This is a genomic window from Desulfosudis oleivorans Hxd3, from assembly GCF_000018405.1.
Classification (GTDB): Bacteria; Desulfobacterota; Desulfobacteria; order Desulfobacterales; family Desulfosudaceae; genus Desulfosudis; species Desulfosudis oleivorans.
Map to the genome: position 1 here is coordinate 2,765,198 of NC_009943.1, position 15,526 is coordinate 2,780,723.

The 15,526-nt window shown below is 59.3% G+C and carries 10 protein-coding genes; 4 read left to right on the forward strand and 6 right to left on the reverse strand.

The annotated features are described in order from the left end of the window. Nucleotides 1-71: 71 nt before the first annotated feature. The 3 genes from DOLE_RS11735 (at nt 72) to DOLE_RS11745 (ending at nt 2,659) form a co-directional block, all read left to right on the forward strand. Nucleotides 72-629 (forward strand): DUF4124 domain-containing protein, encoded by a 558-nt coding sequence (locus DOLE_RS11735; RefSeq protein ID WP_012175699.1) that lies wholly within the window; start codon nt 72-74, stop codon nt 627-629. A 44-nt stretch (nt 630-673) separates the two neighbouring features. Next, complete coding sequence (locus DOLE_RS11740) at nt 674-1,963, forward strand: class II fructose-bisphosphate aldolase (protein ID WP_012175700.1); 1,290 nt, start codon at nt 674-676, stop codon at nt 1,961-1,963. 273 nt (nt 1,964-2,236) lie between these two features. Further along, the gene (locus tag DOLE_RS11745; RefSeq protein ID WP_232362702.1) at nt 2,237-2,659 is read left to right on the forward strand and encodes an NUDIX hydrolase; all 423 of its coding nucleotides are present in this window, start codon (nt 2,237-2,239) and stop codon (nt 2,657-2,659) included. 188 nt (nt 2,660-2,847) lie between these two features. Here DOLE_RS11745 and DOLE_RS11750 read toward each other — a convergent pair whose 3' ends face one another. From DOLE_RS11750 to DOLE_RS11775, 6 genes are all read right to left on the reverse strand, one after another. Further along, the gene (locus tag DOLE_RS11750; RefSeq protein WP_012175702.1) at nt 2,848-7,602 is read right to left on the reverse strand and encodes a YadA-like family protein; all 4,755 of its coding nucleotides are present in this window, start codon (nt 7,600-7,602) and stop codon (nt 2,848-2,850) included. 44 nt (nt 7,603-7,646) lie between these two features. Continuing rightward, nucleotides 7,647-8,240, reverse strand: a complete 594-nt coding sequence (locus tag DOLE_RS11755) for a hypothetical protein (RefSeq protein WP_153304420.1) — start codon at nt 8,238-8,240, stop codon at nt 7,647-7,649. Nucleotides 8,241-8,519: 279 nt separating this feature from the next. Then, nucleotides 8,520-9,674, reverse strand: coding sequence for an iron-containing alcohol dehydrogenase (locus DOLE_RS11760; RefSeq protein ID WP_012175704.1), 1,155 nt, complete (start codon nt 9,672-9,674; stop codon nt 8,520-8,522). Nucleotides 9,675-9,703: 29 nt separating this feature from the next. Next, complete coding sequence (locus tag DOLE_RS11765) at nt 9,704-11,563, reverse strand: aldehyde ferredoxin oxidoreductase family protein (RefSeq protein ID WP_012175705.1); 1,860 nt, start codon at nt 11,561-11,563, stop codon at nt 9,704-9,706. A gap of 33 nt (nt 11,564-11,596) precedes the next feature. Next, nucleotides 11,597-12,781 carry an iron-containing alcohol dehydrogenase gene (locus DOLE_RS11770; RefSeq protein WP_012175706.1) on the reverse strand — a complete coding sequence of 395 codons (1,185 nt, stop codon included), beginning with the start codon at nt 12,779-12,781 and terminating at the stop codon, nt 11,597-11,599. Between the two features lie 23 nt (nt 12,782-12,804). Then, complete coding sequence (locus tag DOLE_RS11775; protein ID WP_012175707.1) at nt 12,805-13,338, reverse strand: hypothetical protein; 534 nt, start codon at nt 13,336-13,338, stop codon at nt 12,805-12,807. A 272-nt stretch (nt 13,339-13,610) separates the two neighbouring features. On the opposite strand from DOLE_RS11775, the gene DOLE_RS11780 reads away from it, so the two are divergent. After that, nucleotides 13,611-15,524, forward strand: a complete 1,914-nt coding sequence (locus DOLE_RS11780) for a cation:proton antiporter domain-containing protein (protein WP_012175708.1) — start codon at nt 13,611-13,613, stop codon at nt 15,522-15,524. Nucleotides 15,525-15,526 lie beyond the last annotated feature (2 nt).

Here is a 15,526-nt window from a genome sequence, read left to right on the forward strand (position 1 = left end):
CAGGCAGGGTAGAATGACCCTCGAACAGGTCAGGCCTTGCCTTTTCTTTCTTCAGACCATGGAGGCGTTTGATGAAGTACCCGGTTTTTTCTTTTTTTCTCCCTGCTTTTGCTGCTCTCTTACTCACCGGGCAGGTGGCGTCTGCGGATATCTATAAGTACATAGACGACCAGGGCCGGGTCCATTACGCCAACAGTCTTGAGTCCGTCCCTCCCCGGTACCGCAAGCAGGTCGAAATCAAAGAGGAACTGAAATCCTCTCCACAGGAGCCGGCCGGTACACCGGCGGTGGCGGCTCCGGCCCCTGCCACATCGGACGGCAGTAACGGCGCCAACGATTTCGGCGAGTCCAAAGCAGCGGCCCTCAAAGCCCAAGAACAGTCCATCCAGAAAGAGTTTGAAGCCCTTAAGGCGGAGCAGGCTGAACTGATTCGTCTGAAGGAGGCCGCTGACACACCGGACAAAATAGAAAATTACCACCGGAAAATGGAGCGGTTCCAGGAACGCTTTGATGCCTTTCATGAAAGGCGGAAAGCCTTTGAAAAAGAGGCCCGGGAATACAACGAAAAGGTGCGTCAAAGCATTGAGCAAACCCTCAAGACGCTTGAAGCCGGGGAAAAACAGAAATAAAACATCCGGCGCTGGGCGCAACGCCGGTAAACGGAGGAGTAAACATGCCGAACAGCATCTATTCCAGTGATTACCTGAACGCGGTCAAAGTGGGAAGGCCCCCCAACATCGTCCGGCTGTTTCCCAACTCCAGGGCGCTGATCGTCAGCGGACGATACATCAACCGGGCCCTGGCAGCAAAAGGCAAGGCCGTAACCATGGCGGCCAACGGCAGAAACAGCTTTGTCATTCGGGGCGCCCTGCGGGCCGCGCAGCGGGCCAATGCCGCGATCATCATTGAAATCGCCAAGTCCGAGGGCGGACGAAGCGCCTACTGCGCGGTCAACTACTGGAACATGGCCCGCCAGGTGGATGCCTTTTGCAACGAGATGGGGATCACCGTGCCGGTAGCCATTCACGCGGACCATTACGGCATTAAAAATGAAAAGGATATCGCCGATGCCAGGGTGGAGATACCCTCCCTTTTTGAGGCGGGCATCACCTCCATCGCCATTGACGCCTCCCACATGCCCGACGACCAGAACCTGCTGGCCAACATTGAACTCAGCCCCTTTGTTCCCAAATGGGCGGGACTGGAGACCGAAGTGGGCGAGATCAAGGGCAAGACCGGGCTTTCCACAAAAGAGGAGGCCCTTTTCCTGATCCAGGGGCTCAATGCCCACGGCATCTTTCCAGACTGGATCGCCCTGAACAACGGCACCACGCACGGCATCGAGGCCAGCGACCAGGGCATCCAGGTGGAGCTTACCGCCGAGATTCACAGGGCCATCGAGCCTTACAGGGTATACGGCGCCCAGCACGGCACCTCAGGAAACAGCTCGGACCGGCTGCGGCGCATTGCCAACGAAACCCGGACCACCAAGGCCAACGTGGCCACGGCCCTGCAGATGATTTCCTGGGGGCTTGAAGTCAATGACTATGGCAACGCGTTTCTGGATGCTGCCGGCAACTTTGTCAAAAAGCCCGATGCCGGGGTCACCGACGAGATGTGGGCGAAAATGAGGGCATACGCGGACGAAAAAGGGCTGAAGGCAGGGGACTACAAAAAGCTCAACCTGCCCTTTGAAAACCTGCTGCATGCCCAGCCCGCGAAAATCAAGGAGCGTATGGCCCAGGGGGTGGAGGATTTCATATACACCATGCTGACATCGGTGCTGAATGCAACGGATACCGCTCCCATGGTGATTGATGCGATTCTTGCCGCCGGTTCCCACGATCCCGGCCCTCTGGCCGAAAGGATTGAAGCCCCCGATGACTGGACCCCGGAAAAAATCAAACAGAAAGCTGCCGGCCTGACATCAGACAAGGGGCCTGCCGGCAATTTCGACGACTGAGACCCATTACTTTTACACCGAAAAGACGCAAAGCGCGCAACTGATTATGCCTTCTGCTTTACACGCAGCGCTCACTCTTTACTCTGCGTCCTTTGCGTCTCTGCGGTGAAATTAACCTTTAAAGGTCCCCTTAATGTATAAAAACTTCCAACGGTTCCTGTGAAAGAAAAACTTTATTGCCCCTTCTGCGCGCAACCTCTTCAAAAACGGCTCTACGAAGGCCGTGAGCGTCCTTTTTGTACCCGCTGTGATGCCCCGATTTACGAGAACCCGGTGCCTGCCACGGCCGTGGTGGTGGCCGATAAAGACACGGGCATTCTGCTGGTCAAGCGAAGCGTGGAACCCCGCAAGGGTGAATGGGCACTGCCCGGCGGGTTCGTTGAACTGTCAGAAGCGCCGGATCAGGCCGCCCTGCGGGAACTGGCAGAGGAGACCGGCATCTCCGGCACCATTGATACCCTTCTGGGGGTGGAAACCAACAACAGCGCCACCTATGGCACGGTGCTGATCGTGGGTTACCTTGTCATCGACTACGCCGGCGTTCCGTGTGCCGGAGATGATGCCGAAGAAGCCGCTTTTTTCCCACCGGGCGTCATGCCGCCCATTGCCTTTAACAGCCACGCCGCCTTTATTGACCGGGTCATTGACCGGTTCTTTCCTTCTTTTTCCATTTCTAAGGCAAAACAACCTCTTTAATTAAAATAAGCGTCATTGCGAGGAGCGAAAGCGACGAAGCAATCTCCTCCTTATATGAACAAAATTGCTTCGCTGCGCTCGCAAAGACACAAGCCGAGTTCGAGATTGCTTCGCCTGAGGCCAAAAAAAACCATGCCGCCCGCATTCATGCAGGCGGCATGGTGTAATGGGTTAAAAGCGATTATCGGCTAAAAACTGAAACCGATACCCGCGTTGATGGTGGTCTGGCTGTTGCTGAAGCCGGCGCCGCCGGTGACCACGATGTTCTTGCTGAACACGCAGGCCTTACCGCCGATGGCGATAGCATCCTCACCATCATAATGGCCAAACCCGGCGCCAACGGAAAAGCATTTACCATTGACGGGGCCGGGAATGGCCGCCAGGGCGGCAACTGATGCCACACCGCCGGCAAACTCATCCATCCGCTTGTCCAGCCGGTCAATTTCACGCCTGAACTGCACGAAGTTGACCGCGTCAAAGTCATCCTCACCTTCAGCCACACCGGTCACGATAACAGGCTCACCGGTGCCCACTTCGGCAAAGGTGGCACCGTCGTCATTCAGGGTCAGCGAGGTGGAACCGGTTCCGCCGGCAATCACCGTACTGGTCTGGCTGATCAGAATGCCATGGGGCGCGCCACTTGCCGAGTTCACATACAGGCTGGCTTGGGTAGGCGTCACCTCAAGGCCGGCCTGGGCGTCGTTGGGCCCCACCGAATCGATGAAAATGCCGTTGTTGCTCACCGCCGCGCTCTGGGTGCCGTCGGCACTGACAAGCCGGGAGCTTGTGGCATCCACGATCATCTGGTTGGCCGTACCGGTGGAGGTGACCGTGGTCACGCCCACAATGGTGTTGGTGGCACCGGTGATGGTGTTGGCCGATGTGCCGGCGTTACCAATAACGTTCACCGAGTTGGCCGTGGCAGCACCGATGTTGTTGGTAGCCGCCTCAATGTTGTTCGTGCCGTCCACGGCATTGGCTGTCAGGTTGTTGATGCCGCCGCTGGCGGTTGCCAGAATGTCGTTGGACACGTTGTCAACACCGCCGATGGTAACGGCAGTTGTCGTGCCATCGTTGGTGGCCTCGAGCACCTGGATTTCAGCGGTTGTATCGGTGCCCACCGCCAGTGTCGCGGCGGCATCCTCCAGGGTCAGCGAGGAGGAGTTGGAACCGCCGTTCAGCGTTGTGGTGTGGGATGCCTGGTCAACCGTCAGGCCATGGCCGTCGGCCGTCAGCAGGGTCACCTGGCTGGTGTCACCCGTGCCGGTGGCAGTCATGCTGCCGCCGCCGGTCACACCCACCATCGCGCTGTCAGTGGTCAGTTCCACATTGGCGTTGCTGCTGGTCAGGGTCGTGGTATCACCGGCCTGGTCAACTGTCAGGCCATCGCCATCAGCTGTAATTGCTTCAACGAAGCTGTTGGCGCCCGTGCCGCTGACTGTCATGTTACCGCCGCCCATCACCGTCATGGACACCTCATCGATATCGGCAATAACGCCTGCACCGGCGCCTGCGCCATCCATCACGCCCATGGCAACCGTACCGGCCGTGGTCATCACACCGGCATAAGCCCCGGAACCATTGTCCACATAAAGGTTCGCGGTGTCGGCGGACAGATCCACGATGGCGTTGTCGCCGGACATCGTACTGCTAGTTGCGCCGGTGATAGTATTCTCATCGCCTGTGATAGTGTTGGTACCCGACGCCGTAATGGTAGTGCTGGTGTCGGTCACCGTCATGCTCGCGCCGCCGGTCATACTCATGGTAACGTCGGTATCCGTGGCAACCAGACCTGACACACCGTCCACGCCAATGGCTGCGCTGTCCGTGGTCAGTTCCACATTGGCGTTGCTGCTGGTCAGGGTCGTGGTATCACCGGCCTGGTCAACTGTCAGGCCATCGCCGTCAGCTGTAATCGCTTCAACATAGCTGTTGACGCCCGTTCCGCTGACCGTCATGTTACCGCCGCCCATCACTGCCATGGACACTTCATCGATCTCGGCAATAACGCCTGCACCGGCACCTGCCCCATCTGTCACGCCCATGGCAACCGTACCGGCTGTTGTCATTACACCGGCATAAGCCCCTGAACCATTATCCACGTACAGGTTGGCCGTGTCGGTGGTCAGGTCCACGACGGCGTTATCACCGGTCACCGTGCTGCTTGTGGCACCGGTCATGGTGTTGGTGTCACCGGTAATGGTGTTGTCCGACACACCGGCGGTACCAATGGTGTTGGTGGTGCCGGTAGCGGTCAGAGCACCCTCCACATCCAGGGTGCCGTGCATAGTGGAGTCACCGTCCACAACCAGGTCGGTCTCCATTGTGGCAGTACCGGCCACGGACAGGGCGCCGTTCAGGTCGGAGTCGCCAGCCACGATCAGGTCATCGTTCAGCGTGGTCGTGCCGTCAACCGTCAGGCTGCCGTCCATCTGGCTGTCACCGTTCACTACCAGGTCACTCTCCATTGTGGCAGTACCGGCCACGGACAGAGCGCCGTTCAGGTCGGAGTCGCCAGCCACGATCAGGTCATCATTGAGCGTGGTCGTTCCGTCAACCGTCAGGCTGCCGTCCATCTGGCTGTCACCGTTCACTACCAGGTCACTCTCCATTGTAGCGGTCCCGGCAACAGACAGGGCGCCGTTCAGGTCGGAGTCGCCAGCCACGATCAGATCGTCGTTCAGCGTGGTCGTGCCGTCAACCGTCAGGCTGCCGTCCATCTGGCTGTCACCGTTCACTACCAGGTCACTCTCCATTGTAGCGGTCCCGGCAACAGACAGGGCGCCGTTCAGGTCGGAGTCACCGGCCACGATCAGGTCATCGTTCAGCGTGGTCGTGCCGTCAACCGTCAGGCTGCCGTCCATCTGGCTGTCACCGTTCACTACCAGGTCACTCTCCATTGTGGCAGTACCGGCCACGGACAGAGCGCCGTTCAGGTCGGAGTCGCCAGCCACGATCAGGTCATCATTGAGCGTGGTCGTTCCGTCAACCGTCAGGCTCCCGTCCACATCAGCGTCGCCGGCAATCCACGTATTGCCCGCGTTATCAACGGTAAACGTATCGCCGTTGACGCTGTCATTGAGGACCGCGCCGCCGTCATCCAGTGTCCAGGAGGTTGAGTTGGCACCGCCGGTCAGGGTGGTGGTGCCGGTGGACTGGTCAACCGTCAGGCCATGTCCATCTTCCGTGGTAAGGGATACTAAACTGCTGTCTCCCGTACCAGAGACGGTCATACCGCCGCCACCGATCACGCCCATAGACGCACTGTCGTCGGTCACCATCGTAAAGGCACCGCCGCTCACGGACATAATGACGTTGTCAACTTCGGCAACCACACCTGCGCTGCCTCCCAAGCCATCGGCCACACCCATTCTGATATCAGTGTCCGTGGCTCTCACGGCCGTGCCAGCGCCCGGACCAGTGATCACGGCCATACTCGCGCTGTCGGTGGTAAGACTTACACCGGCATTATCACCAATCATGGTGCTGCTTGCGCCGGTGATGGTGTTGATCGACGTGCCGACAGTACCAATGGTATTGGTGGTGCCGGTGGCGGTCAGGGCGCCCTCCACATCCAGGGTGCCAGCCACATCGGCATCACCCTGGAGATCGGCAAGGCCGGTCACGACCATGTCATTATTCACCGTGGCTGTGCCGGTAACGGTCAGAGCACCACCCACATCGGCATCATTGGTTACGTCCAGGCTGCCGGCACCTACCGTTCCGCTGGCCGTCAGAGATCCGGTGGTCATGTCAGCAGCGTCTACCGTTCCGGTCGCGGTCAGGCTGGTCGTGGCCACATCGCCCGTGTTGTCTATGCCGTTGGTCGTGGCTGTGCCGGTAACGGTCAGGGCACCGCCCACATCGGCGTCACCGGTCACGTCAAGCGTTCCGGCCGCTACCGTTCCGGTTGCGGTCAGGCTGGTCGTGGCCACATCGCCCGTGTTGTCTATGCTGTTGGTCGTGGCTGTGCCGGTAACGGTCAGGGCACCGCCCACATCGGCGTCACCGGTCACGTCAAGCGTTCCGGCCGCTACCGTTCCGGTCGCGGTCAGGCTGGTCGTGGCCACATCGCCTGTGTTGTCTATGCCGTTGGTCGTGGCTGTGCCGGTAACGGTCAGGGCACCGCCCACATCGGCGTCACCGGTCACGTCAAGCGTTCCGGCCGCTACCGTTCCGGTTGCGGTCAGGCTGGTCGTGGCCACATCGCCCGTGTTGTCTATGCCGTTGGTCGTGGCTGTGCCGGTAACGGTCAGGGCACCGCCCACATCGGCGTCACCGGTCACGTCAAGCGTTCCGGCCGCTACCGTTCCGGTTGCGGTCAGGCTGGTCGTGGCCACATCGCCCGTGTTGTCTATGCTGTTGGTCGTGGCTGTGCCGGTAACGGTCAGGGCACCGCCCACATCGGCGTCACCGGTCACGTCAAGCGTTCCGGCCGCTACCGTTCCGGTCGCGGTCAGGCTGGTCGTGGCCACATCGCCTGTGTTGTCTATGCCGTTGGTCGTGGCTGTGCCGGTAACGGTCAGGGCACCACCCACATCGGCGTCACCGGTCACGTCAAGCGTTCCGGCCGCTACCGTTCCGGTCGCGGTCAGGCTGGTCGTGGCCACATCGCCTGTGTTGTCTATGCCGTTGGTCGTGGCTGTGCCGGTAACGGTCAGGGCACCACCCACATCGGCGTCACCGGTCACGTCAAGCGTTCCGGCCGCTACCGTGCCTGTAACCGACAGGCTGCCGGCAGATACCGTACCGCTGGCAGTCAGGCTGCCGCCCACGGTCACAGCGTTAGTCGTATCGTCCACGGACAGGGTACCGCTGACGACACTACCATCTAACAGTACACCCAAATCCGCCGCCCATGCCGCGCCGCTCATGCCGTTTACAACTAAAACGGCCAGAAGCAGCATGGCGGGCAGGTTAAAAAACCTTTGCCATTTTTTCATTTACCTTCTCCTTCCCAAAAACTGTTAAACATACACCCCACTTCTTATTGAATAACTTCTTTTTTTATGACAACACACCCGCTGCCTGCGGGCATGAGAAATATCTTCAGGGTACCCCCATCCAGAACCACAATATTTTTCTTCAAAATTCCGACCCGCTTGAGGTCCTTGAACACCACCCTTTCCATCTCCGTACAGGTTTTGTTGACATACTCCACCGAATCGTACACCGCGTCCTGGTTGGGGAAAAAACTGGCGCTGGCATAGCATGTGGTGTTGTCCGGCCGGGTGATCTCAAGGGATGTGGAAAATATGTGGGAATCGGCCGGCTGAAAAACCGGAAAAAGAAAAGCCCCGCTGGGGTTGGGGCCGGTGAGAAAATTGATCACCTGGTTGATACGGCCGGCGCTGGAAAGCACCCCCAGGTTGACCGCCTGCTGGGTTACGGTGCTAACCGCCGGACCGGCTGGCTTAGGGGCCTGCGGGGTTGATCTGGTTACCGGGGAACTGCCCGCACCGGAGGAGCCCGGCGGGTTCGGGCTGTCCGCCAAAACCATATGGGAAAAAATAAGCACGGATGCGATGACCTGCACCATCAAGAATCGTCTCAACAGGCCCATGCATACCCCTTGTCTCAAAAGGCCTCCGGCCAGAAGGAGAGCCCACCCACTATAATTGCCATGGGGCCTGTCTGCCAAAAAAGCCTTAAAATACGAATGGTTGACAAACCTAATGGTGCTTTCATATCAAATTGAAATTTATACATCAGAGGTTAATCAGATGTCAACTCTTTTCTGATCTTAAGAGTACCTTAAGTTACTAATTTGAAAATAGATTGGACGCCAATGAAAAACGCCTGGTGTCCCATCTCTTTTTTTTGGGACACCAGGCGTTTCAAATTTCAAACAAAAAAAAGACTATTCCGCCGCCGCCAGCATCTCCATCACCTGGGCCTGGCTGACGGTTTCCGGGCCAAGGGTGTCGGCATCTGCGGCCACGGCCTTTGCGATTTCGTCCCTGCCCGTGATCAGGCCCAGAGAAGCCAGGGTAAGCTTCAGGCCGGCCGAGGCCTGTACCTTGAGCATCAGGGTTTCCACTGCTTCAAGGGCGGCCTGGGGCCGCTGGTCCGCGGGCGTGGCCGCGTATTCTTCCGGTCCCTCCATGGCCAGCAGCAGCCGGGACAAAGCATCTTCGGCGCCTTTCATGCGGAGCCTGATCAGGCCCGGCACCAGGGCCGCTCCGGCCAGGTCCTCGGAAACCTTGCCGGCCGCGCCCACGGCCCTGGACAGGGCGAGCCCCACACCCTGGGTGATGTTGGAAGCCGCGATTTCCGAAAGCATGGCAGCAGCGGTGAGAATCGCTGACTGCTTTTTGCTGTTGACCCGTACCGCTTTGAGCAGATTCGCAGAGAGCATCTCCAGGGCGCAGGCGGCAAAGGTGGTACTTACCGGATTTTGCTGAGGGCCGGTGGCCGCGTCCACGATCCGGTAAAGCGCTGCCAGGCCGCTTTTTGCCACCTCTTTGCCCGTGGCGGAGGCCATGACCCGGCTGTCAATAAAAACCGCCCGGGGCATCAGAAGCGAAGAGGCAAATTCATGGGCGCCGGTTCCGGCCCCCACTTTTAAGGTCATGGTAAGGGACGCCTTTTCCTGGGCCATGGTGGGAATGGCAAAAAAGGGCGGCAGAGGCCCTGCGATATTGTCATCCCCCGACGCGGCGGCCAGCTCCCTGCCGGTCAGTACCACGGCCACGGCCTTGGCCGTGTCGATGACCGAGACCCCGCCCAGAGCCAGAATCGAATTGCACCCGGTCTTTCTGTAGATATCCGCAATCTCCCTGATCGCCGTTTCTTCAACCAGCTCAGGTGTTTGATCAAACACCGTGATTGGGGCGGATGTCCGGGCAAAGGCCCCGGCCAGAGCGCGAACGGCCTTTTTTTCGGTTTTGGGATCAGTGATCACCAGGGGGTTTCTTGCCGGAATCTGGTCCAGCTCCGGCGGAATCTGCTCCAGGGCCAGTGCGCCGTAAAAAACCTTGGTCTTATGTATGAAACTGTAGGAAGCGGGGATCATTCATCTTCTCCTTTTTTTTCGATAAAGACTCACGCGGCAATCTCAAGCTTTTTGAGCAGTTCCGGCGAAGGCTTGCCTTCCGGCGTAAATCCGCGCAGGCGGTAGTACTGGTCCCGCATCTCCTCCAGGGGCACGGTGCGGCCTTTTTTGTCGCACTTGCGGCTTTCGGTCAACAGCCGCTTGGGAAGGGTGTCGGTTTTTACCGAAGCCCCCATGCGGGTATTCATATACCGCTCCAGGACGTGAATGCGCTCACCAGCCCTCAAGAATTCGGACTTTGAAATGGAAATGCCGGTCACGGCCTGCCACATCTTGCGATAAACCACTGAAAAGTCCACAACCATGGTCAGCACCTGGGGGAAAAACTGCATACCGATCAGGGTGGATATCCAGCTGGACATTCTGGGGATCAGCAGTTCCGTGGTATAGGCATAGGAGGTGAACAGGCAGGTATGCAGGGAGTTGACGCAGCACCACATGTCCTCGAAAACCTTTGTCCACCGGGCCTTGGACAGGGTGGTGTGCGGCGCCAGAAAACACATGAAGTTTTCCATGGCCATCATGGTGGAACTCAGATGGCAGGCCCCCCGGTTGGCAACGGCGTAGGAAAGCCCATGGCCGTAACTGCCCCGGGGATCATAGGCGGACAGCTCCATGCCCTTGACGTGCATGGCAAACTCGGTGCCGCCGTATTTTTCGGACAGTCTCCTGGAGCCACCTGCCATCTCCGCGCCAAACCCCCGGCAGTAGGCGATGTCGGCCAGGGCCTCGTCCACGCCCTCGGGGCTGCCGAACTTCAGGTTGCTTTTCACCAGATCTTTTTCCGTGGCCTCCATGACCCAGCTCAGGGTGCCGCCGGCGGATATGGTGTCCATGCCCATGTCCCCGCAAACCTTGTTCCACCGGGCAATGATCACAGGGTCATAAATCTCCAGGTTGGAGCCCATCAGGCCAACTGTCTCATACTCGGGCACCGGCATCTCCTTGCCGTCAAACACTCCCTTTTTACCGCATAAAATGGTGCAGGGTTTGCAGGTATGGTGGCTGGTATTGTATTTTTCCCGAATGAGCTCACCGGTGAGCTTATAAGCGTTGTCCGAGGTGCCGTCCTGGAAATTGCGCACCGGCAGAATGCCCGTGGTACGGGTGATGTTGACAATGCTCAGGGTGCCGTACTTGCGCTGGCCGTCCGAGGTCCAGGGATTGCGGTTGATGTAGTCGGTGGCCGTCTTCTTGATCTTGTCAAAGGCCGCCTTGTTTTTGGGGACAATCTTGAAGGCCTTGCCCACGGCGCAAATGGCCTTGAGCCTTTTGGCGCCCATCACCGCGCCCATGCCGCCCCGGCCCAGGTACCGTTCGCCCGACGCAATGTTGGCGAAACTCACCCCGTTCTCTCCGGCCGGTCCGATCACCAGGGACTGGCCCTCTTTCGCCAGCAGGGCCTGGGTCTCCTGAGTGTCCTTGCCCCACAGATCGGCCGCGTCCTTAAAGGTGACGCCCTTTGAATCCAGCAGCAGCCAGACCGGCTTTTCGGAAGTCCCCTTTATCAGAATCCCGTCCCATCCCGCGGTTTTTAAGGCCATGCCAAAGGGGCCGCCGCAGGAAGAAGAAACCATGACCCCGGTCTGGGGCGACTTGGCAACCGCGGCAAACCGGCCGGAACAGGGGGCACCGGTGCCCATGAGCACGCCGGGCATGACCGCCAGGATATTGTCCGGCCCCAGGGGGTCGGCATCCATGGGCATGCGATCGTAAATCAGTTTCAGGCCCAGCCCCTTGCCGCCCAGGTACATCTTCCGGTCCCGGTCGGTAATGGTGACCACGTCAAATGTCTGTTGTGTCAGGTCTACTTCCAGTACCTTGTTACTGGTGCCGATAAGCTCTTGCATAAATACTCCCCCCGAAACCTCGGGTTAATAGGGTCAGGCATAGGCCCGATTAAGGATATTCAACGCGTCCTGGTATTCAATCTCAATGGGATTGAAATTGGCGGCCCCGTCGCTTACCGCTATTCGGGCCACCTTTTCCAGTTTGTTTCTGGGCACACCGGCCTGTTCCAGGCAGACGGGCAGGCCGCTGGTCCGGTTCAGGGTCTTGATCAGGTCCCGCACGGTGGCGATGGACTTTTCGGCCCGCTGTTTCTTCGGTGTTGCCGCAAACACCTCTGGGCCGGCCAGCACCAGCAGCATGTCGGACAGAACATCCCGGGCCTTGGGCAGGTTGAACTCCATGCCAAAAGGCAGAATAATGGCATTGGCAATGCCGTGGGGAAGGTGGCATACACCGCCCAGGGCATGGGCCACGGCATGAACCACTCCCACCATGGAGTTGGAAAAGGCAATACCGGCCAGCATGGCCCCGGTGGCAACGGCCAGCCGCACATCTTCATCGTCCCCGTCGGTCACGGCTTTGGGCAGATTTGCCACGAGCAGTTCAATGGCGGACCAGGCAAAGGCATCACTCACCGGGTTGCGCTGAATGCTCATGAAGGTTTCCACGGCGTGGGTCATGGCGTCCATGCCCGTGGCCGCCGTGATTTTGGGGGGCATGGTCTTTGTCATGCGCGGATCCAGAATCGTGAAGTCCGGCAGCATCAGGGGCGTGGTGAACTGCATTTTTACCCCCAGATCCGGGTTGGCGATCACCGCGGCCATGGTCACTTCAGAGCCGGTGCCGCCGGTGGTGGGAATCACCACAAACGGTTTCATCACGGCCCGGACCCGGTTGTTGCCCGTGAACTTCATCAGGTCGTCGGTGTTTTCCGACAGCACGATGTTGACACCCTTGGCCGTGTCAATGGCCGAGCCGCCGCCCACCGCAATGATGGAATCGCACCCCTTTTCCCGATAAATGGCGGCAATGGCATTGACCGCGTGAATGGAGGAGTCCACCGGTGTTTCGTCGTAAACGGCGCCGATGGAGACCCCGGACCCGGCCACGTTCTCTTCCACCACCTTGACCAGGCCGGCATTGACCACCCCTTTATCAGTGACCAGAATCGGCTTCTTGACACCCAGGTTCAGCAGTTCCTCGGGCAGCCGGGCCAGGGCCTGCTTTCCGGCCACGACCTTAACGGAGTTGAAATACTCGAAATACTTGGGAATCATGGATTGCTCCTGCGTATATTGCGTTATTTGACCTGTCCGAGAACGCCCCAGGTCCAGAAAATGATCCGGTTTCGCACCATGAGCCACGAAAATTTAGGCACCTTTTTGATGTAAAGGCCGGTGATCACCGGAAGCATCAGGGCCTGGACCCGGTTCATGCACCGGATGATGGAACTGGCCAGGACCAGGTCACCCTTGACGTACTGGCGGTTCTCCGCGATGATGCGGGGCATGCTCATCAGGCCCATCATCATGCGGAAGATAAATTCAACGTTCTTGATGGCGATCACCACATCGGCGTTGACGATCTCCTTTTCGCCCAGGTACTGAAAGGTGCCGTTGCGCTTGACAAGGGTCATGCACGGCCCGTCGGGCTCCACGTTCATGACGATGCACACCGTTTCCGGCCAGGCATCGATCTCTTTTTTCACCTCCGGGTCCAGCCGGTAGGCGGTCTGGAAGGCGTGGCCCAGGCTCAAAAAAACAAGGCGCACAATTGATGTTTGAATGTGCTTTCTGCCGGGTTTAATCTGGTAATACCGCGATGGTGAAGCCATGCTGTTGTTCCTCCTTGTGGTGCTTTAAAACGGCGCGCCGTGCCGGCAAAACGATTCGGCAGGACAGAAAAACGGACACGTCGGCTGCGCCTGGAATGAATCGTCAATATATAGCGTCACTCACCGGGTCGTGTCAACAGATTCCACCACGGGGGCGCTCCGGGAATCAAAAAACCCGCCAGGTCCTTCCCGGCCGTTGACAGGAACAGAGGCTTTGATAATATGATGACCCTGTTCAGGGTTACACGCAACCAGACAGAGAAAGACACCTCATGGAAACCGGCCTTTTCTACAACCCGGCCCTCACCCTTGCCCTGGCCCTGGCCCTTGGCATGATCGCCCAGGCCCTGGCCCACCAGCTTCGAATGCCGGGCATCGTTCTGCTGCTGGCCGCCGGCGTGGCCCTGGGCCCGGACGGCGCGGAACTCATTCACCCTCAGGCCCTGGGTCCTGCTTTGACCATCCTCACCGGGTTTGCCGTGGCTGTCATTCTCTTTGAGGGCGGCATGAACCTGAAATTCAACCGGCTGCGGCGGGCAAAGCGCTCCATTCGTCAGCTGGTGCTTTTCGGCGGCCTGGTCACGGTGATCGGCGGCGCGGTGGCGGCCCGCTTTATCCTGGACTGGCCGTGGAAAAACGCGATCCTGTTCGGCACCCTGGTCATGGTGACTGGTCCCACGGTGATCAATCCCCTTCTCAAGCGGCTCAAGGTCAAGCGCTCCGTGGCCACCGTGCTGGAGGCCGAGGGTGTGCTGATCGACGCCCTGGGAGCGGTGGTAGCCATTGTGGCCCTGGAGGCGGCGTTAAGCCCGTCCCACGGCAGCCCCATGGTCTGGATATGGCACGTGGTGTCCCGGCTGGGATTCGGCGCCATTTCCGGAGGAGTGGCGGCCGGCCTGCTGGTCCTGCTCTACCGGGTGCGCACCCTGGTGCCTGAAGGCAGCGAAAACGTCTTTACCCTCTCCATCGTGCTGGCCCTGTTCCAGCTCAGCAACACAATTGTTCCGGAAAGCGGCATTGCCGCTGTGACCGTTGCGGGCATTATCGTGGGCAACACCAGAATGCAGGGCATCAAACGCCTGGTGGAGTTCAAGGAGGAGCTGACCGTTCTGCTCATCGGGATGCTGTTCGTGCTGCTGGCCGCCGACGTTCGCCTGGCCCAGGTGACCCAACTGGGATGGCCCGGCCTGGGCGTGGTGCTGGCCCTGATGTTTCTGGTGCGTCCGGCGGCGGTATTTACCGGCACCGCCTTTTCCGAACTGGCGTGGAAAGAACGGCTGTTTGTGGCCTGGATCGGCCCCCGGGGCATCGTGGCCGCGGCCGTGGCCTCCTTTTTTGCCGCCGCCTTTGCCGACAGGGGACTTTCCGGCGGTTATGAACTGCGGGCACTGGTTTTCCTGGTCATTGCCGTGACCGTTGTTTTCGCGGGCCTCACCGGCGGACTGATGGCCGGCATGCTGGGGCTGCGGCGGCCCAGCCAAATGGGATGGGTGATTCTGGGCGCCAATGACGTGGCCCGCAACGTGGCCAAACTCTTCAAGGAGAACGGTCAGGAGGTGGTCTGCATCGATGCCAACACCGACCACTGCAATGCGGCGGAGGCGGACTGCACCCGGGTGATCTACGGCAACGGGCTACAGACCCGCAACCTGTTGCGGGCGGAGATCGACACCCGCCGGGGCGCCCTGGCCCTGACCGCCAACGACGAAGTCAACGTCCTGTTCACGGAAAAAGTCAAGCAGGAGGCCCGTGGCATCACGCTTTACGCGGCACTGAAGACCGACTCCTCCTTTACGCCGAAAATGCTGCACCAGGCCGATGTGGCCCTGGCCTTTGGCGCCACCGCCGACATCGACACCTGGACCCGCCGTTTCAAGGCCCACCATGTCTTTCTTCAGCGGTGGCGACTGGATACATCCGGCGAAGCGGCCGCTGAAACCCACATCTCCGGCGATTACACCGGCAAAGGCATGATGATCGCGGCGTCCCTGCGGGAGGAGACCCTCTTTCCGGTGGGAGACACCACCCGGTTCAAGATGGGGGACGAAATTATGGTGTTCGTGTTTGAGCCGGAGCTGTCCGCCGTGGAAAAATTTCTTTCCGACACCGGCTGGACCCGGCTGGAAAGCAGGGACAAAGCCGAGGTTTCCGCGTCGGTGTGCTACCTGGAGCCGGAGAAAAAATAGCG

Coding starts and splice junctions, on each gene's coding strand:
- DOLE_RS11735 (WP_012175699.1), top strand. CDS start 72: ATGAAGTACCCGGTTTTTTCTTTTTTTCTCCCTGCTTTTGCTGCTCTC.
- DOLE_RS11740 (WP_012175700.1), top strand. CDS start 674: ATGCCGAACAGCATCTATTCCAGTGATTACCTGAACGCGGTCAAAGTG.
- DOLE_RS11750 (WP_012175702.1), bottom strand. CDS start 7,602: ATGAAAAAATGGCAAAGGTTTTTTAACCTGCCCGCCATGCTGCTTCTG.
- DOLE_RS11760 (WP_012175704.1), bottom strand. CDS start 9,674: ATGATCCCCGCTTCCTACAGTTTCATACATAAGACCAAGGTTTTTTAC.
- DOLE_RS11765 (WP_012175705.1), bottom strand. CDS start 11,563: ATGCAAGAGCTTATCGGCACCAGTAACAAGGTACTGGAAGTAGACCTG.
- DOLE_RS11770 (WP_012175706.1), bottom strand. CDS start 12,781: ATGATTCCCAAGTATTTCGAGTATTTCAACTCCGTTAAGGTCGTGGCC.
- DOLE_RS11775 (WP_012175707.1), bottom strand. CDS start 13,338: ATGGCTTCACCATCGCGGTATTACCAGATTAAACCCGGCAGAAAGCAC.
- DOLE_RS11780 (WP_012175708.1), top strand. CDS start 13,611: ATGGAAACCGGCCTTTTCTACAACCCGGCCCTCACCCTTGCCCTGGCC.